The organism is Schaalia suimastitidis DSM 15538 (genome assembly GCF_000429105.1).
GTDB lineage: Bacteria > Actinomycetota > Actinomycetes > Actinomycetales > Actinomycetaceae > Pauljensenia > Pauljensenia suimastitidis.
Genome location: NZ_AUBF01000008.1, coordinates 65,766 through 87,288, shown reverse-complemented (window position 1 = coordinate 87,288; position 21,523 = coordinate 65,766). Strand labels below are relative to the sequence as shown.

The following is a 21,523-nucleotide window of genomic DNA, read 5'->3' as shown; positions in this document are numbered from 1 at the left end:
GGGGGCTTACAGAGTAAGCTGTCGGGTGCAATATGCGTCAACCGCAACGGGTTTCAGGGCACCCTGAGAATACCCTGAACTTTCCCTAAGTAACTTCAAAAATAGTAGTGAACCAGGGAAAGTAACCGGTAACCTGATCGGCAGTGCGTCCGATTATCACTCGCCGTTGAGGAGGATCCCAATGTCAACCCATCAAGGCAAAGCCGCCATGGTTTTCAATATTGTGAAAACGTTGTGCTGGCTTGTTATAGCCGCGGCCTTTGTGAAATTTGCTTTCTTCCCCAGTATTAAAGCCGAGGACACGGTAGTGGTGGATCCTTCAGCGACCTATGGTGAAATCACTGTAATGCCTGAGCGTGGCGATATTACGAATACGGTGAAAATACAAGGAACGATCGAGGCCGTACCCACCGTTGATACGAAGGCCACCCTTGACGGCGAGGTAACGGTGGTGCATGTTGCGGACGGAGCTTGGGTGGAAGCAGGCGCCCCACTTGTTGAGGTCCGAAAGGAAATGCCTGGGCAAGACACTCAGCGCACCGATGCAGAAGGAAATGTAGAAATTATTCCAGGCAGGCCATGGTATAAATACGAGACTTTTAGCTCCCCAACTTCGGGAACGGTGTCAATTTCTGCGCTCAAAGGTCAACACTTCAATATCGGGGACGTGGTGGCACGCATACAACCACCCAATTACTCAGCGGTGGCGAGCCTTAGCCCGGAGCAGATGTATCGAATCCAAAACCTGCCAGAAACCGCGACAGTCACCATTAAAGACGGCCCGGCCCCCTTTGAATGCACGTCACTACGTGTGGAAACATCTAAAGCAACCCAAACTCCCCAAACCTCAGGCAGTACCGAAGGCTCCAACACATCCGGTATACGCGCCGTATGTGCTGTGCCAGCCGAGCAGCAGGTTTTCCCTGGCCTTCAAGTACAGATGGACCTTATCGCAGGTTCCGTGCAAGGTGTCATGACGCTGCCAATAAGTGCTGTGGAAGGCCGATTTGAAACAGGTTTCGTTTATATTCCGAACGCGCAAACCGGTACGCCCGACAAAGTGTCAGTCAAACTTGGGTTGACTGATGGAAAACGTGTTGAAATCAAAGAAGGTCTGGAAGAAACCCAGGAGGTCCTTGAGTTCATCCCCAACCGTAAGCAGGAGCAGCTTCAGCAAATGATGGACCAGGATATGGGTGTGGTGCCTGAGGGTAAAGAGGCTCTTACCGAAGACACATCGGGTGAGGGTGCGTGACATGTCCCTGGTAGAACTTCAAGGCGTCACGCGCAGCGTGGTCCTGCCTGATGGTTCAGATCTTCACATTTTGCGGGGGATCGATCTGAGCATCGAGGCGGGGGAGCACGTGTCGGTCGTTGGTCGTTCAGGTACGGGCAAGTCCACGCTTCTCAATATCATTGGCATGTTGGATAAACCCGACGGTGGGACCTACACCATTGACGGGCGTGATGCTGTCAAATTATCTGAAGGCAGCCGAGCGCGTATGCGTGGCGACACATTCGGCTTTGTTTTCCAACAGTTCAATATCTTCAATGCGCGTACTGCGCTGGAAAATGTTGAGGTGCCGCTGCTGTACGCCTCTGGCGGCATGTTTTGGCAGCGGCGCTCGCGGTGCGCAGCGATGCTGGAGCGCGTTGGCTTGGGTACGCGCCTCGACTCCTACCCAACTCAAATGTCAGGTGGTGAGCAGCAACGTATTGCCATCGCACGCGCCCTTGTCCGCAAGCCGCGAGTGATCCTCGCTGACGAACCCACAGGCGCACTTGATCCTGATACGGGACGTTCAGTGATGACCCTATTGGAGCAGGTTGCCCACGAAAATGATGCAGCCCTCATCGTGATTACGCACGACCTTAATGTTGCTGTGCGTGCTGACCGAGTACTGTCGCTCAGCGAAGGGCGTCTGCATCTTATTGATGATCCTGCATCGGCGCTGGCTCCTACAGAGCGAGAACAGGCGATTCGTGCCGGTAAGGGGCGGGACGCAGGTGGCCAAGGTATCGGTGGCGAGCACACACAATTAGCCACAGAGGTGACACCATGACCTTTCTTACGCGCATAGTGGGTCCCCTTGTGGAAGCTTGGGGCGAAGTGAAAGTCCAGAAGGCACGCGTCATTTTGTCCCTTGTGGGTGTGGTGGCGGCCGTTGCTGCATTGGCAACCGTCATAGCCTTGGGTGATCTGCAGGTCCAGGCACAAAAAGAAATGAATGAGTCCTACGAGGGCCGCTCCGTCACCCTGCATATCCAGGCGAGTAAAAGCAGTGGCGATACCAACGCAGAGCCAATGATCATGGGCGGTATGGCAACCGAGAATGGTCATATCGTGACATATAGCGGCCCGATGCCTTCCACATCTGAATCGGCGACCGAAGGGGAACTCACCGCAGTCGACACCGGGTCGATTAACGATCCGGTAGGTTCAGCCATGGCGTCTGTGGCCCAGCGTTACGCCATACCGTACTGGTCGCGGAAGGTCACAGTACCTACGGAATTCAAAGAAGTCTTACAGGCACAGTCGACAGGTACCTTCCGCGAGAAACCCATTGAATTGCCCGAATCGGGAAGCGTGCATCCCGAAGTGATGGCTGTTGACCCTGCTTACCAAGTGATCTATCGGCTGAAAGTGCTTTCTGGGCGCTGGTTGGAACCAGGAGATGAACAGCATCGCATCACACCGGTCGTTATTAATGACGTGATGTGGAAAGCACTTGCCCGGCCCGATATTAACGACCCCGTTGTCTTGTCAACCAATGAGGATATCCCCCGCATGTATCGTGTGGTGGGTGTTGTGAAATCCAAAACGCACTGGGACCCTCCGCAAGTCATTATGTCCTATGCAGCATGGCAGTATACGCGCACAGACCAGTCACCGACCGCGGAGATGCTGGTGTGGGCTGGCCCAGAGCAAGTGGACGAGGCGAGGCGCTTACTTCCGCTGTCCATTGCCGCTGTCCTTGGCCAGGGATGGAGTGCTGAAGCTTGGGGCGGTGAAACGACGGATGGTTTCGAAGCACAAATGGACGCCACGCAGAAAGTCATCATGGTCATTGGCGGCATCGTCATTTTCCTAGGTGCACTGGGTCTTCTTAACGTTGCGATAGTCACGGTAAAACAGCGGATGCGCGAAATTGGTATCCGCCGAGCGATGGGTGCATCTGCTTCCCGTGTGTTCTTCGCAGTATTTATGGAGTCAGTGGTCGCTACCTTTGTTGCGGGCGTCCTAGGTGTTGCGTTCGCTGTGGTAATCCTGCGGTATCTTCCGTTGGAATCCATCCTTGCTGTGGTGCTCGAAGAAACGCCGTCCTTCCCCATGCGGGCGGCCCTTGCCGGGGTGGGTATCTCTGTGGGGATCGGTGCGCTATGCGGTATTATTCCGGCGATTTCGGCGGTTCGCGTCAAGCCTATTGATGCGATTCGTTCCTAGACTGCGACGCAGACGCATCGCGGTTTGTGATGATGCGTCTGCGACTGCGGGGTGTTATTTGCGACCAGCTTGGCAAAGCTTATGCTGGTGCGGCGACCTTAGGGTGCAGTGCTGGCAGCACTCATCAAGGCGCGGCATGATGCTTTAAAGTAAAGCCATGTGTCTGATGAAATGCGCTAGGGCGTGCGGTGACTAAGCACGTTTTTCACGATTCCTTCCTGGTAAGACAGGGACGAGTCGCTGGCCTTGATCGACACATTCGCCGCCTCGCAACAAGTGCTGCACTGCCTGAGGTGACGCTTCGCGCTACCTACCAGGCGATACTTGGCGAGATCGCTGCACAGGACCGGTGGGCTTTCCCGCTTGTTACCGCCTGCGATGGGTACGTGAGTTACGACCTGCGTTTCATGTCGCCAACAGCGCTCGACGACACCGCAACCTTGTGGACGTATCCCAACGTTGACCCTCGGACGCTGCCACATTTCAAGGGGCCAGATTTCCCCATCCAAAAAAGCTTGCGTGAGCAGGCACAGTCCCACGGCGCCAACGAGGCGGTGCTGCTGGGTGCAGATGGGGTGGTACGCGAAGGTGCCTTTAGTGCCATTGTGCATTGGGTTGACGGCACACTTGTCCTTGCGCCCCGCGATGGTCGGATGCCCAGCGTCACCGAGGAACTCGTGACCGAAATTGCCCGCGAAAAAGGTATCCAGGTTGTTGTCCGAGGTGCAAGTCCTTGTGAGGTTGCCTCCGCCGATGAAGTGTGGTGCCTGTCGTCACTTCATGGGATTCGCGTCGTTACCGCGTGGGATGCCATGCCAGTTCGTCACGCTGGTATTGCTGAGGATTTTCGCACAGCGTTGCGCGCCAAAGAGGTTGCTATTTCAACGCTGCGGGAAATAGGCATTACACCCATGCTGGAGCGGTGTCGGGTGCTGCTGGTCGATAATTACGATTCTTTCACCTACAACCTTGCCCACCTAGTGGCAGCATGCACCGGAAAAGAACCGCACGTCGTGCGTAATGACACTGAACTGGACGATATTGACCTTGACCGGTACACCCACATTATTTTTTCTCCCGGTCCCGGCAGTCCTGAAGAGGGCGCCGATGTGGGTATCTGCGCGCAGATATTAGAAGTAGCAACGGTCCCCATACTGGGCGTGTGCCTGGGACATCAATTGATTGCCCACATATGCGGTGCGCGGATTGAACGAGCGCCACAGCCAATGCATGGTCGCCGCTCAACGGTACGTCATCAAGGCGAGGGATTATTTGAGGGTGTGCCAAAGGACTTTCAGGTCGTGCGTTATCACTCGCTTGCTGCGACCTCACTTCCATCAGTGCTGCAGATGAGTGCGGTGTCTGATGATGGCGTGGTAATGGCCTTTCGTCACCGTGAGCGACCGCTGTGGGGCGTGCAATTCCACCCAGAGTCGATCCTCACTGAATACGGTGCCACTATCCTCAGAAATTTTCTGTCCATGCCAACGACTCATAGTTTGGCTAGTGAACCACCTCATGCAGGTACCCAGCTTGCTTGGCATTGCGAGCAAGGTTTTCCCTCTGAACAGCGCATTGGCGGTCAAGACCGGGAAGGCGCCCAGGGGGATGACACCGCCCAGGCGAGTGAATGCAGTCAGGACCACGAAAGTGCCCTGGCAGAGGCTGCTGGCTGTGAGCCGCAGCCCGTGCTCCCGCATATTCCTGCTCCCACACGCACGTGGCGCATTGAACGTCGCCACCTTGGTCTGGGACATGACCCCGAGACAATATTTCGCGCCCTGTACGGCGCTGATCATCATAGTTTTTGGCTCGACAGCAATAGCGGCGACCAGCGCTGCCAACTAAGCATCATGGGAAGCTGCGACGGCAAATACGCCCACACGCTTCGCTACCAGGCGGACTCTGGCAACACCCTGTGCGAAACCTCCGACGGGCGCACCCAAAAGATCGCCGCAGATATTTTCACGCTAATCCACACCACCCTTGCCGCATATGGGAGGCTGCGGAAGGAATCATCTGTCCACGGATTTATGCTCGGATACGTCGGGTACCTGGGGTATGGCCTCAAGGGCGACACCTGCGGGGTAGCTGATCCGAAAGGATTAACCTTTTAGGGACAGAGAAAATAATAAGAACTTGGAAAGGAGGTAATTCTCATGTCAAATATGAAAAGAACAGGACAAACAGCCCTTTATGAGCGTTTAAGTCGTGATGACGAAATGCAAGGAGAAAGCAATTCCATCACCAATCAAAAACAGCTACTTGAAAGCTATGCGAAAAGAAACGGTTTTGTAAATATCTATCACTATACCGATGATGGAGTAAGCGGAACGACCTTCGATAGAGAGGGATTTCAAAAGATGATAAAAGCAGTAGAAGAAAACAAAGTATCTACTGTGATAGTAAAAGATATGAGTAGGTTTGGCAGAGATTACCTCAAAGTAGGCTTTTACACCGAAATACTTTTCAAAGAAAAGGGAGTAAGGTTTATCGCCATCAATAACGGAATAGATAGCGAAAAACAAGCAGAAAGCGACTTTACCCCATTTCTAAATATTATGAATGAATGGTATGCAAGAGATACCTCAAGAAAAATACAATCCATCTTTAGAGCAAGAATGGAAGAGGGTAAAAGAGTATCACCCAGCGTTCCATACGGCTATTATAGAAACCCTAAGAACAAACAGGAGCTACTTGTCGATAAAGAGAGTTCAAAGGTCGTAAAACGCATTTACCATCTTGTAATAGAGGGATATGGAGTAACGCAGATAGCAGATATACTAACCAAGGATAAAGTTCTTATACCATCAGCCTATGCAGAAATACATTACCCAGAAAATAACCACAGTTCCAAGAAAAGAGGAATAGCCGATCCATATTTTTGGACACCGACCACAGTAGGTTATATTTTAGAAAAAAGAGAATATATGGGACACACTGTACTTGGTAAAACAATATGCCTTGATTACAAAACTAAGAAAAGAAGAAAGGCAAAAGAAGATGAACTCATTATCTTCAAAAATACCCATGAAGCCATCATTGATGAAGAAACATGGAATAATGCTCAAAGGCTAAGAAAAACAGTAAGAAGAAGTCCAAAATACGGAACAACCTCACACCCATTTACAGGACTTTTAATCTGTGCAGATTGTGGAGGTAAATTAAGTTACAGAGAGCCGGCAGAACATAAAGAAAAGAAATATGATTGTGATTACTCTTTTGTATGTCAACATTACAGACACAGAAAAGGCACTTGCAGTATGCACTATATCAAAGTAAAAACAGTGAATGAAATTCTCCTAAAATCAATCAGAGAAATCACAGATTTTGCAAAAGAAGATAAACAAGAATTTCTAAAAGTGATGAACAAGTTATCCGATGAAAAACGAGAAGAAAAGTATCAAGGAGATAAAGAAAAGTTAGAAAAACTGTCATCAAGAAATGAAGAACTAACAACCCTCATTACAAAGCTATATGAAGACCACGCACTTGGAAAAATTCCCGTAAAACATTTTGACAGACTACTTAATACCTATGATACGGAGCAACAAGACTTAGAAAAGCAAATACAGTATTTTGAACAAGAAATAGAAAGCTATCATCAGAGAAAAGTTGACACCGATAAATTCTTAAAGATGATAGAGAAGTATACTGATATTGAAGAACTTACAGTACCGATGATAAATGAGTATATAGAAAAAGTTGTAGTTCATGAAGCAACAGGAGGAAGAAAAGGCAAAGACCGAAAACAACAAGTTGATGTTTACTTTAACTTTATAGGAAACTGTCAAGTACCACAGAAAGCTGATATGGAAAAAATGGCTTAAAAATGGTATAATATTACTAATTATTGAGATAGAAAAATTTGAATTTGTGGAGGATAAAGATGAGAGAATATATAATTAGAGGCACAAATTATAAAATTCGTTATAATGATTTCCACGGTGAATTGACACCTATTATTTTTATACATGGCTTAGGATGCGCAGGTTCCTTTGATTATGTGGAAGTAGCGTCCCTTTTAAAATCTAGCCATCGAATAATTTTAATTGATTTATTGGGTGCAGGTTATAGTGATAAGCCATTACATTTTAAATATACGATAGATTCACATGTTAAATACTTAAAAGAATTCATTGAGGATCTTGACCTAGAAAAAATTATCATATTTGGGCATAGTTTAGGTGGTCCTATTGCAATAGAATTGTGTAATTTATTCAAAAACAAAGTTAAAACTCTGATACTTAGTGAATCTAATTTAGATCCAAGTAGTTATGGTTCTGCAAGTTTTGAAATTGCTAATCTTAGTGAAAGTGATTTGAATAAGATTTTTGAGAGAAAGTTGACAGAGTATGAGAAATCAGGAAATACAATGTGGGTGGCTACTTTAAGAAATTGGTTGCCAAAAGCTGCTTTTGAAATTTCTAAAAATGCAGTTAGTGGAGGAAGAATATCATGGAGACATCTTCTGTACAAATTTGAGTTCCCTAAATATTTTATTTTTGGAGAGAAATCATTGCCTGATGCGGATTTTGAAAATCTAAAAGAACATGGTGTGAAAATTGAAATTGTTCCAAATGCTGGTCATTCAATGGCTTGGGAAAATCCTGAAGGTCTTGCAGAAGCTATAAAACAGTGTTTATAACTCCCAGTTTGTCGAAGTAAAACAATTAAATACAAGCAATGATATAACAACTTACGAAACAGTAAATCAAAAAAGGTTTACTGTTTTTTCTTTGTCCAAAAACAGAAGAAAGGAAAACAGAAATGAAAAACATAGATGAAAAAATCTTAATGGCAGAAGAAGAAATTAAGCAGTTACAAAACAAAAGAAGAAAACTCATCAGTCAGCAGAAACAGGAAGAAAGAAAAAAGAGAGATAAAAGGATATATGAAAAAGGAGCAGTTTTTGAAAGTATCTTTAACGAGAGTAGGGATTTTACCAAAGATGAATTTTATCAGCTAATCACATTCCAAAATATCAAAGAAGCAGTTAATCAAAAAATCTTAAAAATCATAGAGAAACGAGGACAAAGCGAAAATCAAATTACAGAAACACAAGAGGGAGTAATGGAAACAGAGGAATAGTCCCTTGTTGACAAGGGCGCACTTATACACCCTAAAGGGTGTGTGCGTTCTCCGAAGGCTCTTGCAGAGAGCATATCAGCTTAACGCTGATACAGGGGAGCTACACTCCCCTACGGAAATAAATTTCCTACCCCTTGTGTACTTCCCAAAAGAAATCGGATAAAAGCTATCCGATTTTTTTAGTAAGTCTTATCCATCGCCACCATACCCACATCAGAAAAGAGAGGAGGTTTTTTCTTATGGCAATCTATCATCTCAGTATCAAAATTATCTCAAGAGGCAAAGGCAAAAGTGCAGTAGCAGCTTCTGCCTATCGTAGTGGCGAAATGATAAAAAATGAGTATGACGGAATAGTCCACGATTTTACAAGAAAAGGCGGAATAGCACATACAGAAATCCTATTACCGCAAAATGCACCACAGGATTTTGTAAATCGTTCTGTCTTATGGAATAGTGTTGAGAAAATAGAAAAAAGTAAAAAATCACAGCTTGCAAGAGAAATCGAAATTGCTTTACCCAAAGAATTAGATAGGGAAAAACAGATAGAACTTGTAAGGGAATATGTAAAAGAAAATTTTGTGAAAGTTGGTATGTGTGCCGATATTGCATTACACGATAAAAATGACGGAAACCCACACGCTCATATCTTACTAACTATGCGACCACTAAACGAAGATAAGACATGGGGAGCAAAATCAAAAAAGGAATATATCCTTGATGAAAACGGAGAAAAAGTAAAACTCAAAAACGGTAATTACAAAACAAGAAAAATAGATACAGTAGATTGGAATGAGCAAGACAAAGCAGAACAGTGGCGAAAGTCGTGGGCAGACATTACAAACAAGTATCTTGAAGAAAACAGCATACAAGAAAAAGTAGACCATCGCTCCTATGAAAGACAAGGTATAGAACAAATACCGACAATTCATTTAGGTGTATCAGCAAGTCAAATGGAAAAGAAGGGTATAGTCACCGACAGAGGAAATATCAACAGAGAAATCAGACATCAAAACAAGATATTAAGAGAAATTACAAGACGAATAAAAGCCTTAATGAGATGGATAAGAAGTTTAACAACAAACAAGAACAAAGATAATCTAACGGAGAACCAAGAGGATATATCTTTACAATCCACCACCCTGCCAAGACAAAATAATTTAACAGATATACTCTCCCATCTCATAAAAGAAAATGCAGATAACAGTAATATAAACTCAGAAAAATATATTGAAAGCTATCAATTTCTTAAAGAGAAAAATATTACATCATTATCAGAATTAAAAGAAAGTATATCAGCATTAAGAGATAAGAACTACAAGACTACAAGAGCTATCAAAGATACCGAAAAGAAAACCAATGACAAAGTAGAGCTTATCGACCAAGCAGAAAAGTATTTGAAACATAAAGACACATACAAAACCTATGTCAAGTTGAAGAAAAGCAAGCAAGAAGATTTTTATAATGAGCATACGGCAGAGATTATTTTATTTGAGAGTGCGAAAAAATATCTGAAAGAACATTTAGGAGAAAGCAAGAACTTAGCCATTAGCAAATGGAAATCGGAAGTTGATACTTTGAAGAAAGAAAAAAAGAGTCTATATAATCAAATATTAGAAATACGAGAAGAAGTTAAACAGGCAGAAAAAGTTAAGACTTGTATAGAGCGATTACAGGAAAAGTCAAAGGAACTAACACAGGTAAAGAAGAACGAGTTAGAACTATAAAACCGAGCTGAAAAATGGTATAATAATAAACAAATATTTGATTTTTGGAGGTGCTTAAATTTATGGATGAAAGAGAGAAAATCATTCGTTTATGGTTTGATATGTGGCTTGCTCAACAAGACTTAGGGATAGATGATATTTTTTCAGATGATGTAATTTATATTGAGAGCTGGTGTCCTAAGTATGAAAATCGACAAACAGTAAAACACTGGTTTAACGAGTGGAATACAAGAGGAGCAGTTCTTGCGTGGGATATAAAGCAATTTTTTCATAAGGATAATCAAACTATTGTAGAATGGCACTTCAAAAATAAAATGAATGAGGGGAAAGTTGAAGAATTTGACGGTATCTCTTTGATTGTTTGGACAGCCGATAATAAGATAAAAGTATTGAAAGAGTTTGGCTGTAATTGTAATAACTACAATCCTTACAAAGAGAGTGAAACACCATTGTTTAGAGATGAAAAAGCGAATTGGTTTTAAGGTGATTACTATGGATATAGATAGATTTTTCAAAACGGTTTTATCACAAAATGCAGAAGAACTTAGGAATTTTTTTCAAAAAAATGCCGTTATAAAATGGCATTGCACAAATGAGTTATTTACCTTAGATGAGTATATAAGGGCAAATTGTGAATATCCGAGGAATTGGAACGGAGAAATAGAGAGAATTGAAGAAAATGAAGATACTATTATTTTAGCTTGTCGAGTTTTTCCAACAGATAATAGTGAGTCTTTTCATGTAGTAAGTTTTATCTATCTTGAAAATAATTTGATTGTTGATATGGATGAATATTGGTCTGATGATGGATTGGCACCAGAATGGCGTAAGAAAATGAAAATTGGGAAACGCATTAGGTAAATTTTAATTTTGCAAATCAAGCAATTTAATAAAAACTAACACAAAAGCAGTAAATCAAAAATGGTTTGCTGTTTTTTTATTGTCAAAAATGGAAAGGAGGACTTATGGAAGAAGAAAAAAGAGAAATAAAAGCACCACCTAATAAACAGTTAATTATGGATATTGGAAAGACAAAATATACTGTAAACCTACATTTCAAGCAAGGCACAGGCGAAACATACAAGGATAAAATACTAAAGCTAATCAAGAGAGAAACAGAGAAGATATAAATTTGTCAAATAAATTTTGTTTATGTCCTTGACAAATCTTCCCAAACCCATCAGTGCTGCCAGATGCTTATGTCACCTTCGTTGAGCGGGCCGTCGTCTTTGACCACGTCAGCGGTGACTGTATCCTCATGGCTTTGCACTCTGGCGGTGACGATCCAGACCTTGACCAAGCGACAATACAGTGGTGTAACGAAACCGAGCAGAAGATAGCCGCCCTGGCCTCGGCGCCCCCAGCACCCTCGAAACCACTGCCCTACCCACCACATGAGCAGGTAGAGCAGGTATTCACATTCCGCCACAACCGACAGGCCTATCTTGGCCTTATTGACCACTGCAAAGAACTCATCGCTGCCGGGCAAACTTACGAAGTGTGCTTGACCAATATGGTGACCTATCCGCACAGCCTCGATCCGTTGGAAACCTATCGGCGCCTCCGTACCCAGGCGCGCGTCCCATTCGGAGCATTGTTGCGTTGCGGCACCTACTCGGTGCTGAGCGCATCACCTGAACGTTTCCTCAGCGTAGATACTGACGGGCATGTGGCGGCCACTCCCATTAAAGGCACGAGGCCACGCAGTCACAATCCCCAGGAAGACGAGGATTTGCGTCGCGACCTTAAGGAAAGCGAAAAAGACCGCGCTGAAAACCTCATGATCGTTGATTTGTTGCGCAATGATTTGAGTATTGTGTGTGAGCCAGGATCAGTGCAGGTCCCCTGTCTATTTGACGTGGAATCCTATCCATCAGTGCACCAACTTGTCAGCACCGTGACAGGTCGCCTGCGCTCAGACGCCTCGACCATTGACTGTGTGCGCGCCGCGTTCCCTGGCGGGTCAATGACGGGCGCGCCAAAGATACGTACCCTTGAAATCATTGACACCCTTGAAGGTGGACCACGGGGTATCTATTCGGGTGCTATCGGCTGGTTTTCCCCCAATGGAGCCGCTGACCTCAGCATTGTGATCCGCACCCTCGTGGTGGAGCGCACTCAAGCGACCTTCGGGGTAGGCGGCGCCATTACACACCTGTCAGTACCTGAGTGTGAATGGGAGGAAACGCTGGTCAAGGCACGTACCATCGCCTCGTCAATTCTCCAGTAACGGATTAGGAACGAACGACAGCACCATTTGACATCCTGATCACGATATCGCATTGGAGAGCCTCATACTGATAGTGCGTGGTGACCAAGACACCGACACCCTGAGCGGCAGCTGCCCTGATTTGTTTCCATAGGCGTGCGCGTTCCAAAGAATCCATACCGGAAGTGGGCTCATCAAGGATAAGGAGGCTGACAGGGTGGCTTAATGCGCAGGTAACTGCGACTTGTCGGCGCTCGCCCAACGGCAGTCGTCCCACGGCAGTGGCATTATCGAAAGCAGGTGATTCTACATGCGCCTTGGGTATCGTAGGGTTTAAATGTGCTGTTGAGAACACATCTTGAGTGAAGGCGATATTTTCTGCTGCGCTTAATGTGGGATATAAGCCAAGTGATTGCGGCACATAACCTACGTGGGTGCGTGCCTGTATGCCGGGTTGTTGGCCACAAAGTTCAATATTTCCGCTATCTGGCTGCTCAAGCCCCAGGATGAGTCGGATCAGGGTGCTTTTGCCTGCACCGTTCCCACCAGTGAGTCCCACAACCTGCCCAGGGAGAACCTTGAGTGAAACGCCGTTGACTGCCAGGGTGCGTCCGAAGCTCTTCGAAACATTCTCACAGGTCACAAGGGGGGTGTGATCGTCAGCAGGGGTATTGTCGAGGCGCACTGCAGTTGGTGCCACCGCGGCGGCTATCGCCGAAGGAGGGTGCCTGCGCGAGGCGTGGGAGCGTCTATGGGGTAGCGTTTCGTCGCGTAGAAGGAATGCAATAGAGGAAAGTTCCAGGTCAGGCGTAAGGGTGCGTCCTTCGCTGAGAATGCGAGGTGTATCTGGATGTGGGGTCCACTCGTAAAGGTCGGATCCACGCTGCCAGAGATGATCATGTGCCCTAAGGGTCGGAATTACTGTGGTTTCGGTGTCGACAGGATTAGTCCAGATATGTCCAGGGGTAAGGGCGATGACCTCAGTAGGGGTACCTGCCGCCACGACTTTTCCATTATTGAGGAAGACCACGTGGTCCGCGTATTCGGCCTCGTCCAGATAGGTTGTTGAAATAATGACGGTGGCGCCCTGACGGGCAGCGTCCCACACCATCGTGGTGATACGTTCGCGACTTTGTGGGTCAACACCAGTGGTGGCCTCGTCAAGGAGAAGTAACTGTGGATGTGGCAGCAATGCCATAGTGGTGGCAAGTTTTTTACGCATCCCGCCTGACAGGCGTGAAGCGATCCTGTGGCGTGCCTGCGCTAAGTCAGCTGCCTCAATGAGATCGTCGACGGCACCGGCATAGTCACGTAAGCCGTATGTTTGGGCGACGAACTCAAGGTTTTCTTCGACAGACAAATTTGGCCACGCGCCCGGCCCGTCGGGCAGATACGTTACCTCCGCCTCGGAAAACCCCTTAATGTGGAGGCGTTTGCGTCCACTGCGTGTAGCCAATTCCCGTAACAGCGTACTTTTCCCCGCACCATCGCCACCTACGAGTGCTGTGACCTTCCCCTGAGGAAAGGTCACGTTCACGTTGGCGAGGGCCACGGTATTGCGGTAGCGAATCGTGAGGTTGTTGACGCGAATCATCGTGAACCTCCGTGCGTGAGGGAGCGTGCCATCCGTGCGATTGCAATACCAAAGACGATGATGGCCATTGCACCCAATATCACTAGTGACATCCAAATATCGTCACTTTGTGCTCCGCGGAGCATAATGCCTTGCGAAGCCTTGGTGAACCACGTTAAAGGCAGACAGTAGCCGATCCAGCGGACCCCTGTTGCCATCGCCTCAAGTGGAAATATCAGCCCGGATAGAAGGATTTGGGGCACCATCGTCATAATCGCCAGTTGAATTGCCTGCCCGGTGTTTTCTGATACTGATGAAATAAGGATGCCGACGCCCAAGACGACGGTGACGAATAGCATCATCAGGCCGATAAAGAGAAAAATATTTCCTTCAAAGGGGACGCCAAAAATCCACACTCCAGCACCCGTGATAATACCGGCATCAACGAGCGCCAATAGGAGGTAAGGGGCAACTTTCCCTCCGATAATGGCGGCGGGGGATAGGGGCATTGCGGCGAGTTGTTCTAAAGTGCCTGCTTCGCGTTCCCGCACGAGTCCGATACTGGTGACCACTGTGCCGACGAAGGTAAGGATGAGGCCGATAAGGCCAGGGATCATGATCCAAGAGGTCGATAAGTCGGGATTGAATATGGTGGTGCTGAGTTGGTCAATTGATAGGGCAGTAAGATCCAGTGCGCTTTGGTCGGGCAGTGTTGGCAGTTGGATTTGAGTGGGTTGTAGGACACCAAGCTGTGCGGCATTTTGTCCTTGTGTCATGTTGTGCTGCGCAAGTGAGGTTAGCACTTCTTGTGCCTGGGTGATCTCTGTTTGTAGCTGTGTGAGGCGTGTTTTGTTATCTGAAGTGACAGTTTCAATCCATGTTCTGCTGACTTCTTGGGCGGCGAAGAGTTGGCTGCCGTCAATCCAAAGGTGAGTGCGTGACGCGAGAGGCGTTGCGGTATCTGCACTGGTAGCAGCCACAAGGGCGACGTAACGGCTGTCGCGTAGCAGTTCTTTGGCGTCGGTTTCACTGAGGGTTGAATAGCTGGTGTCAACCTCCATGACGAGGCTATCGCTCAGTGTGGTAATTTCAGCGGAGACTTCTGTGGCGGCTTCACCAACGACGAGGATGCGGGAGGTGTTAATGCTGAAGTTGGCGGCGTAGCCAAAGACTATGAGGAGGAGAATCGGAATGGCGATGAGTAACGCCAGGGTGCGGCGGTCGCGTGCGAGTTCTCGGAACTCTTTGATCATCATTGCTTTCACGAGGAGTCCTTAGCACTAGAGTTTCGCCAGTTGATGAAATCCTATTGCATGGAAGCAGGTTATGGGTAGAGTCACATCATGACAATCCGCGCCGCAGAGACCACAGAAATGAGTGTGACAATGGCTCAAGCACAAGGCGTGCGCCGAGGGCCCCGACAAGATCGCAGTGACCTTAAAGAAGTCATCCTTGACGCAGCAGGGGAGTGTTTCGCCGCAAACGGTTTCCAACAAACAACCATGAGGAGCATCGCACAGCGGGCAGGTACCAACGCCAAACTCATCCACTACTATTTCGGCAGCAAAGCTGAACTATTTGCAGCGGGCCTCGAACGAGCCTTCGCACAAACGGAACTCCCAGTTCTTCTTGCTCAGGCGAACATGCAACCTAAGGGTTTCGGGCAGAGGTATCTAAAAGCTATCCTCACCATTATGGAGGATCCGCAGCGAGGCGCTGCCTTCCTTTCGCTTCTGCGGTCAATGGGGACACATGACGAGTCTCGCCTGGCATTTAATGACTTTATTATGCGGCGCATTGTGTCGCTTGCTACCACGCCTGCCCAGACCGTACGTATCGCACTCATGGGTAGTCAATTACTTGGCGTGCTCTACACCCGGTACGTGGCAAAGGTAAACCGGCTTGCCGACATGAGTGTCGACAGTGTTGCCGCACTTATCGGCCCGACCCTCGATCACTATCTCACGATGGACATACCCGCCGAACTATTGTCAGAGTCCTCCCAATTGGGTGGCCCTGCCTCGTGAAGCAATAGGATGGGCGGATCGGCCACATGTGGTAGCGATACCTAGCGCGGCCTCGTCAAACGGTGGGGGCGAGAGCCGCCCCGCACAACAGCGATACCTGGCACCGCCTCGTTTGGCCGCGAGTGAATCAGCGTACTCAGAAAGGCCACACGCTGGCGCAGAATATGACCACGGTACATAGGTTGCCCACCTTGGCGCAGCACCAATGAGATTGGCCTAGCGCTTGAAATATCACCGTGCTAGCGTTCACCAGTGACTGACGAGCAAATAACACCCAGTGCGCCCACCGAAGGCGACCCAAAGTGGAAACAGCGGATGGCGCTGTTCCTTGGTTCGCAAACGATCTCCCTGTTCGGCTCTTCAATCGTGCAATATGCGGTGATGTGGCACCTTACCCTCACCACTAAAGCCGGTTGGGTCATCATGCTGTACGCAGTGGCAGCATTTATGCCCCAAGCGATCCTGTCACTCTTTGGCGGCGCATTGGCCGACCGAATGAATCGCCGCACGGTCATCGTCGTTGCCGACACTGTCATTGCCGTGGTCACCCTTGGTCTAGCGATCCTCATGACAATGGGGAATGCTGGGCTGTGGATGATCCTGCTCGCCGTTGCAATACGATCGGTGGGACAAGGCTTCCAGTCGCCAGCAGTTGCCGCACTCATTCCGCAGCTCACGCCCCCAAGCCAATTGATGCGAATCAATGGACTGAACCAGTCGATTCAGTCAGCGATGGCTTTGCTGGCCCCAGCAGTAGGTGGCGCGATCTATGCCTGGGGTGGCCTCGTGCCAACATTCTGGGTGGACGTTGTCACTGCTCTGATCGGTGTGGGCATTATGTTGACCATTCCTGTGGCCACAGTGCGTTCAGCAGCAAATCTTGACAGCTCGCTTATCGCCGACCTGCGTGACGGCTTACGGTACGTCTACCACCACCGCAAAGTGGCGTGGCTCCTTGTGCTTTTCGCTGTCATTTTCACTTTGGTTGTGGCACCCAGTTTCCTCACACCGCTAATGCTTGCGCGCAGTTTCAGTGACGAGGTGTGGCTGCTGACCGTCAACGAACTCGTCTTCTCGCTGGGGATGGCCCTTGGCGGAATCAGCATTGCCACTATTGCTGCCGCATGGCACCAAGGTCGCATGTTGAAAACAGCGTGCTTTATTTTCGGTGTTGCCTCTGCGCTGCTCGGATTCACGCCACTGCTGGGATATACGGCTGGACTTGTCGTGTTCTACGCCTTAGGTGCCCTGATCGCTGCTGCCATTCCGTATTTTTCTGCTCCCGTCAATACATTGATTCAACGCAGCGTGGAAACGGAATATATGGGGCGCGTGTCGTCAATTATTAATGTGGTGGTCACGCTGGCCATGCCTGTCGGTATGCTCGCATTCGGACCGCTGGCTGACATCGTCAGTGTCGAAACGATACTTGTCGCTACCGGTGTTATTGCGGTTGTCTTTGTTTCGTTAGCATTTGCTGCCCCGATCGGCAGGGAAGTAGCGAAAGACTCGGGCATTGATGGAAACAGAGCCAATACGTCCGATGTGCCGAACTAGCCCGACTAGGGCTTTAGCCCAGGCGCAATAGCCGCAGTGGTCCTGTAGACCTTGTCGCATCCTTTGAACATTGGGCAACAGCCCGGCAGCTCCGTACTCCCTCACGTCAAGGCGCAGAAGCCTCCATTTCCCAGCGGGATGTGGCCGATCACCCTGATATCGTCCAATGCAATCCGCCCGGCCATCTCACATAGGTGGCCGGGCGGATTGCATTGATAATGCCAACTGACGCCTCTTCAGCTTTTAGTACCGTGAATACCTCGCACGGTGAGCTGACGGGTCAAAGACGAATAAGTGGACGGTCACGTCATTCAGACGTTAGTCGTGGCTAATCGTCCGGTGACGCTTCGCGTACGCTTCGCCCTCAAGTTCGGTACCCGCGGGTGCTGATGCTGGCGAGGCTTGTTCAAGGTTGGTGCCACGCAGATTCGAAATCAAACGCATGACGTGGTAGATGATGATCGCAGCGGCGGTGCCAAGGGCGATACCTTCGAAGGTCATGCCTAGCGGTGACCAAGTGAAGTTGGCAATGGCGATGATCAGCGAGATGGCAGCTGTATTGAGGTTCACCGGGTTGGAGAAATCGACGCGGTTTTGAACCCAAATGCGGACACCGAGCATGCCGATCATGCCGTAGAGGACCGTACCGGCACCGCCAAGAACACCTGGTGGAATGGTCGCAATGAGGGCGCCAAATTTCGGCATAAGGGAAAGGACCAGAGCAAATCCTGCTGCCACAACATAGGCTGCCGTCGAATAGACGCGGGTTGCAGCCATTACGCCGATGTTCTCAGCGTAGGTGGTGGTGCCAGAACCGCCGCCTGCGCCTGCAAAAGCGGTGGCAAGGCCGTCAGCCAGAAGGGCGCGACCTGTGACATCGTCGAGGTTTTCGCCGGTCATTGCGGCCACAGATTTCACGTGGCCAACGTTTTCCGCCACCAGTACGAAAACCACGGGAATGAATAGGCCGAGGGTGGAGATATCGAATGCGGGGGCACTGAATTGCGGAAGGCCAAACCACGCTGCAGCGGTCACGTTTTCGAAGTTGACTTCACCTTGAAGGACGGCAGCAAGGTAGCCAATGAGCACGCCAAACAGGATGGAAAGACGTCCGATGATGCCCTTGAATAGCACCGTGATCAGGCAGATAGACGCAATTGTGATGACCGCAGTCAGCGGTCCTTCTTTGACGTTATTCCACGCTGCGGGGGCAAGATTGAGACCGATAAGGGCCACGATGGCACCTGTGACTACAGGCGGCATAAGTGCGTCAATCCAACGCACACCGGCGAAATGGACGACAAGGCCGACCAGTGCCAATGTAACACCGGTAGCAATAATTCCACCCTGTGCGTAACTAGCGCCCAGGGTGGTGGAAACGGCTCCGATCGGTGCGATCAACGCAAATGATGAACCGAGATAAGAAGGCAGTCGGCCCGCTGTAATAAGGAAGAACAGCAGTGTGCCAACCGCACTGAAGAACAGGGTGGTAGCTGGTGGGAAGCCGGTGAGAAGCGGAACGAGGAAGGTTGCGCCAAACATTGCAACAACATGCTGGGCGCCGATACCGATGGTGCGAGGCCATGAAAGACGTTCGTTGGCTGCGACAACTTCGCCAGGGGAAATGTGATTGCCAGTGCCGTGCACCTTCCAGCGGAAAAAGCCGCTGTGCTTGTCGCTCATAAGGAGCTCTCCGATCAGTTGATGGGCGTGGCCGTTGAACCGGTCGGAATACCAGGATAGTGCGCCGACAGTGGTCGGTTAGACATTTTTTGCCATAACGTGACCAGATGAATGGGTGGGATCGCTCACGCAAAAGTTCTGGGCGTGACGTATCGTAAAGGGGTGAGTGGAGATAATAGCGCCTACCTACGTGCTGATAGGTGGCAGTTGACCCCAGCAGCAGGAGCCGCAATGCGCGCGTCAGTGGGTCGCCAGGTGCTGGACGACTGTCAATTCCCTGCTGCGGATGCAGCGAATCCGGCAGAGGTTTTCTCAGGTCCGGGCTATACTTCGGCGTTAATGCCAACTAATGGGATTGCGCGCACAGCCCTGTGGATGTGCGTGGCAAGCATCTTTTTTCCTCCCTTTTTCGTTGTCGCTTTGATCTTGGGTGGCGTTGGATTCATTCGTGCAGGGTTGCTTCGTGGCGCTGGCAGACACGAGGCGCTAGCGGCAGTGGTGATCAGCGGGCTTTACGGTGTCCTGAGCTTGCTTTTAATCTTCTTTATTTCGACGAATGCTTAATGGGCGCCTAAACTCTGCGATCGGGCTCTGTGTTTGAGTTCCGCGAGCAGCGTGGTGCGTCAATTCATGCTTATGTTGCGCGTAGTGCCATGGTGTTTGTCCAAGTTGGCGCTCCTTTTGGTCGGTGTTGGCTCCCGTGCTCAGGGTGTCTTTGCGTGCTTTGTCATAGGACCATTGGGGCTATCTCCTTCCTTTTTCTTTGCCTAGGCTTGAAACATGTTGCCTTTTCTCTTGGTCTCTACTCGACCCGAAGATGAAGCTATTGAAGCGGAATACCGAATATTTCTCACGGTCTCGCAGCTTGAAGCCGATGAATTACAGCAGGTGCGCCTCGATATGCTTGGCCTGCCCGATATTGAGGTCCGAGACTACGCTGGCATTATCGTGGCGGGCTCTCCCTACGGAACTACGACACCTGATGACCGCAAATCAGCAACACAAAAACGAACTGAAGCCGAACTTCTCCAAATCTTTCGCGACGTCGAAACTTACGGGGTTCCGTGCCTGACAACTGGTTTCGGCTCAGAGGTGGCAGCTGTTCTTCGTGGTGGCCTCGTGTCGAAGAAATGGGGTGAATGGTCCCAGATCGTTGACATTATGCTCACCCGAGAAGGCCTCGAAGATCCCCTACTTGAAGGCTTTCCGCACGAATTCGCCACCTACGTAGGACATCGTGAGGCCGTTGAGGTATTACCGGAAGGCGCAGTAGTACTAGCTCGCTCCCTGACATGCCCGTACCAAATGATTCGACTAGGCGAGCGTTTCTGGGCGACACAATTTAACCCGGAGCTGGATTCGGATGCCATACGTGCGCGCCTACAAGCTTTTGAGGACGCAGGCTATCCCGGTACCGACGACTTGGAGACACTTGTCATGATGGGACGTAGTGGCCAAGGGCGTCACCAAGCAGGTGCATTGATCCGCAATTTTGTGCGACTCAGCCGTTCGCTTGCCTGACGAGGTGGGCCTCGTGAGCGATGACACCACCGTCACGCTGGATGCCGGTTGGCATTTCTTGGCTGTCTCCATATAAACTAGCCAGGCACGTCGTTGCGGTGTCCGTAACTTCGCGCAGCTGGAGGATTCGCCTAGTGGCCTATGGCGCACGCTTGGAAAGCGTGTTGGGTGCAAGCCCTCGGGGGTTCGAATCCCCCATCCTCCGCGCTCTCCCCGCGATTCCATTGGAATCGCGGGGCTTTTCGTTGAAATGACACGGAAAGAGTGTCTAGCGTTTCCCCTCAGCGTGACTCATTAGCGTTCATGTACACACCTTTTTCTAGATCCGCAATAGATCCCGATTAGCGCCCGCGTGAAACAAGCGCCGATGCCCAGAGGCGATGACCTGCCAACGGGTATCTCGCGCTGTCGAGGCGGCTGCCCTGTCGGCATCGCAGTCGACGACAGGCGATATCACATCGGTGAATATTTCACCCTATGTGGAGTATTGAGCAAAGGCGTGTAGAATCGAGCTGATCCTCCGCGTGACGGTATCGTCCGAACCTCCCCAGGGCCGGAAGGCAGCAAGGATAAGGGCGCGCTGCCGGGTACGCGGAGGGTCCTTTATTTTCTATTGCTGCTCACTGTGTCAATGAGGACTACCGGGTTACTGGCCATAAGTGGAGAACAGGGCTACCAAGGTTGGCGGCAATC

General features: G+C 49.4%; 19 protein-coding genes, 1 tRNA gene and 1 other RNA gene. 18 read left to right on the top strand and 3 right to left on the bottom strand.

Annotated features, from left to right (window positions below):
• The first annotated feature begins 181 nt into the window (after positions 1 to 181).
• The 12 genes from G438_RS0103845 (at position 182) to pabB (ending at position 12,490) form a co-directional block, all read left to right on the top strand.
• Positions 182 to 1,255 carry an efflux RND transporter periplasmic adaptor subunit gene (locus G438_RS0103845; protein WP_026460226.1) on the top strand — a complete coding sequence of 358 codons (1,074 nt, stop codon included), beginning with the start codon at positions 182 to 184 and terminating at the stop codon, positions 1,253 to 1,255.
• 1 nt (position 1,256) lies between these two features.
• The gene (locus G438_RS10640) at positions 1,257 to 2,063 is read left to right on the top strand and encodes an ABC transporter ATP-binding protein (protein WP_051259284.1); all 807 of its coding nucleotides are present in this window, start codon (positions 1,257 to 1,259) and stop codon (positions 2,061 to 2,063) included.
• Positions 2,060 to 3,445 (top strand): ABC transporter permease, encoded by a 1,386-nt coding sequence (locus G438_RS0103835; protein ID WP_026460225.1) that lies wholly within the window; start codon positions 2,060 to 2,062, stop codon positions 3,443 to 3,445. The genes G438_RS10640 and G438_RS0103835 overlap by 4 nt, the downstream gene beginning before the upstream one ends.
• A gap of 188 nt (positions 3,446 to 3,633) precedes the next feature.
• On the top strand, positions 3,634 to 5,562 hold the full coding sequence (locus G438_RS11890; RefSeq protein ID WP_051259267.1) for a glutamine amidotransferase-related protein: 1,929 nt from the start codon (positions 3,634 to 3,636) through the stop codon (positions 5,560 to 5,562).
• Between the two features lie 42 nt (positions 5,563 to 5,604).
• The gene (locus G438_RS0103825) at positions 5,605 to 7,275 is read left to right on the top strand and encodes a recombinase family protein (RefSeq protein WP_026460224.1); all 1,671 of its coding nucleotides are present in this window, start codon (positions 5,605 to 5,607) and stop codon (positions 7,273 to 7,275) included.
• Positions 7,276 to 7,334: 59 nt separating this feature from the next.
• Entirely contained in the window at positions 7,335 to 8,093 is a 759-nt protein-coding gene (locus G438_RS0103820) for an alpha/beta fold hydrolase (protein ID WP_026460223.1), read from the top strand.
• Positions 8,094 to 8,215: 122 nt separating this feature from the next.
• Positions 8,216 to 8,536, top strand: coding sequence for a DUF3847 domain-containing protein (locus tag G438_RS0103815; RefSeq protein ID WP_026460222.1), 321 nt, complete (start codon positions 8,216 to 8,218; stop codon positions 8,534 to 8,536).
• 239 nt (positions 8,537 to 8,775) lie between these two features.
• Positions 8,776 to 10,260 (top strand): MobQ family relaxase, encoded by a 1,485-nt coding sequence (gene mobQ / locus G438_RS0103810; protein ID WP_026460221.1) that lies wholly within the window; start codon positions 8,776 to 8,778, stop codon positions 10,258 to 10,260.
• Between the two features lie 62 nt (positions 10,261 to 10,322).
• Positions 10,323 to 10,742: a nuclear transport factor 2 family protein gene (locus G438_RS0103805; RefSeq protein ID WP_026460220.1), complete on the top strand. Its 420-nt coding sequence runs from the start codon at positions 10,323 to 10,325 to the stop codon at positions 10,740 to 10,742.
• Positions 10,720 to 11,121 (top strand): nuclear transport factor 2 family protein, encoded by a 402-nt coding sequence (locus tag G438_RS0103800; RefSeq protein ID WP_240470972.1) that lies wholly within the window; start codon positions 10,720 to 10,722, stop codon positions 11,119 to 11,121. The genes G438_RS0103805 and G438_RS0103800 overlap by 23 nt, the downstream gene beginning before the upstream one ends.
• Before the next feature lie 104 nt (positions 11,122 to 11,225).
• Positions 11,226 to 11,390: a transposon-encoded TnpW family protein gene (locus tag G438_RS0103795; protein ID WP_026460218.1), complete on the top strand. Its 165-nt coding sequence runs from the start codon at positions 11,226 to 11,228 to the stop codon at positions 11,388 to 11,390.
• A 53-nt stretch (positions 11,391 to 11,443) separates the two neighbouring features.
• Positions 11,444 to 12,490: an aminodeoxychorismate synthase component I gene (gene pabB, locus G438_RS10630; protein WP_051259266.1), complete on the top strand. Its 1,047-nt coding sequence runs from the start codon at positions 11,444 to 11,446 to the stop codon at positions 12,488 to 12,490.
• 4 nt (positions 12,491 to 12,494) lie between these two features.
• Here pabB and G438_RS0103785 read toward each other — a convergent pair whose 3' ends face one another.
• Together G438_RS0103785 and G438_RS0103780 are read right to left on the bottom strand one after the other, a co-directional pair.
• Positions 12,495 to 14,063, bottom strand: a complete 1,569-nt coding sequence (locus G438_RS0103785) for an ATP-binding cassette domain-containing protein (protein ID WP_026460217.1) — start codon at positions 14,061 to 14,063, stop codon at positions 12,495 to 12,497.
• The gene (locus G438_RS0103780) at positions 14,060 to 15,298 is read right to left on the bottom strand and encodes an ABC transporter permease (RefSeq protein ID WP_034285098.1); all 1,239 of its coding nucleotides are present in this window, start codon (positions 15,296 to 15,298) and stop codon (positions 14,060 to 14,062) included. Before G438_RS0103780 ends, G438_RS0103785 begins: the two co-directional genes overlap by 4 nt.
• Before the next feature lie 87 nt (positions 15,299 to 15,385).
• Between G438_RS0103780 and G438_RS11885 the strand changes: the two genes are divergently transcribed.
• The gene (locus G438_RS11885) at positions 15,386 to 16,069 is read left to right on the top strand and encodes a TetR/AcrR family transcriptional regulator (protein WP_051259265.1); all 684 of its coding nucleotides are present in this window, start codon (positions 15,386 to 15,388) and stop codon (positions 16,067 to 16,069) included.
• 252 nt (positions 16,070 to 16,321) lie between these two features.
• A complete protein-coding gene (locus G438_RS10620; RefSeq protein ID WP_051259264.1) occupies positions 16,322 to 17,626 on the top strand; it encodes an MFS transporter in 1,305 nt (434 codons plus the stop codon).
• Positions 17,627 to 17,944: 318 nt separating this feature from the next.
• Here the strand turns inward: G438_RS10620 and G438_RS0103765 are convergent, their stop codons facing one another.
• Entirely contained in the window at positions 17,945 to 19,309 is a 1,365-nt protein-coding gene (locus G438_RS0103765) for a uracil-xanthine permease family protein (RefSeq protein WP_026460215.1), read from the bottom strand.
• A 162-nt stretch (positions 19,310 to 19,471) separates the two neighbouring features.
• Here G438_RS0103765 and G438_RS10615 point away from each other — a divergent pair, with 162 nt between their 5' ends.
• From G438_RS10615 to ffs, 4 genes are all read left to right on the top strand, one after another.
• Positions 19,472 to 19,873: a hypothetical protein gene (locus G438_RS10615; RefSeq protein WP_165569224.1), complete on the top strand. Its 402-nt coding sequence runs from the start codon at positions 19,472 to 19,474 to the stop codon at positions 19,871 to 19,873.
• A 216-nt stretch (positions 19,874 to 20,089) separates the two neighbouring features.
• Positions 20,090 to 20,830, top strand: coding sequence for a glutamine amidotransferase-related protein (locus G438_RS0103755; protein ID WP_026460214.1), 741 nt, complete (start codon positions 20,090 to 20,092; stop codon positions 20,828 to 20,830).
• 120 nt (positions 20,831 to 20,950) lie between these two features.
• Positions 20,951 to 21,035, top strand: a tRNA-Ser gene (locus G438_RS0103750).
• Between the two features lie 306 nt (positions 21,036 to 21,341).
• Positions 21,342 to 21,437: signal recognition particle sRNA small type (gene ffs, locus G438_RS12200), an RNA gene on the top strand.
• Positions 21,438 to 21,523 lie beyond the last annotated feature (86 nt).

Excerpts from the sequence above, each read along its gene's own strand:
- G438_RS0103845 (WP_026460226.1), top strand. The coding sequence starts at position 182 with ATGTCAACCCATCAAGGCAAAGCCGCCATGGTTTTCAATATTGTGAAA.
- G438_RS10640 (WP_051259284.1), top strand. The coding sequence starts at position 1,257 with ATGTCCCTGGTAGAACTTCAAGGCGTCACGCGCAGCGTGGTCCTGCCT.
- G438_RS0103835 (WP_026460225.1), top strand. The coding sequence starts at position 2,060 with ATGACCTTTCTTACGCGCATAGTGGGTCCCCTTGTGGAAGCTTGGGGC.
- G438_RS0103825 (WP_026460224.1), top strand. The coding sequence starts at position 5,605 with ATGTCAAATATGAAAAGAACAGGACAAACAGCCCTTTATGAGCGTTTA.
- G438_RS0103820 (WP_026460223.1), top strand. The coding sequence starts at position 7,335 with ATGAGAGAATATATAATTAGAGGCACAAATTATAAAATTCGTTATAAT.
- G438_RS0103815 (WP_026460222.1), top strand. The coding sequence starts at position 8,216 with ATGAAAAACATAGATGAAAAAATCTTAATGGCAGAAGAAGAAATTAAG.
- mobQ (WP_026460221.1), top strand. The coding sequence starts at position 8,776 with ATGGCAATCTATCATCTCAGTATCAAAATTATCTCAAGAGGCAAAGGC.
- G438_RS0103805 (WP_026460220.1), top strand. The coding sequence starts at position 10,323 with ATGGATGAAAGAGAGAAAATCATTCGTTTATGGTTTGATATGTGGCTT.
- G438_RS0103800 (WP_240470972.1), top strand. The coding sequence starts at position 10,720 with ATGAAAAAGCGAATTGGTTTTAAGGTGATTACTATGGATATAGATAGA.
- G438_RS0103795 (WP_026460218.1), top strand. The coding sequence starts at position 11,226 with ATGGAAGAAGAAAAAAGAGAAATAAAAGCACCACCTAATAAACAGTTA.
- G438_RS0103785 (WP_026460217.1), bottom strand. The coding sequence starts at position 14,063 with ATGATTCGCGTCAACAACCTCACGATTCGCTACCGCAATACCGTGGCC.
- G438_RS0103780 (WP_034285098.1), bottom strand. The coding sequence starts at position 15,298 with ATGATGATCAAAGAGTTCCGAGAACTCGCACGCGACCGCCGCACCCTG.
- G438_RS11885 (WP_051259265.1), top strand. The coding sequence starts at position 15,386 with ATGACAATCCGCGCCGCAGAGACCACAGAAATGAGTGTGACAATGGCT.
- G438_RS0103765 (WP_026460215.1), bottom strand. The coding sequence starts at position 19,309 with ATGAGCGACAAGCACAGCGGCTTTTTCCGCTGGAAGGTGCACGGCACT.
- G438_RS0103755 (WP_026460214.1), top strand. The coding sequence starts at position 20,090 with ATGTTGCCTTTTCTCTTGGTCTCTACTCGACCCGAAGATGAAGCTATT.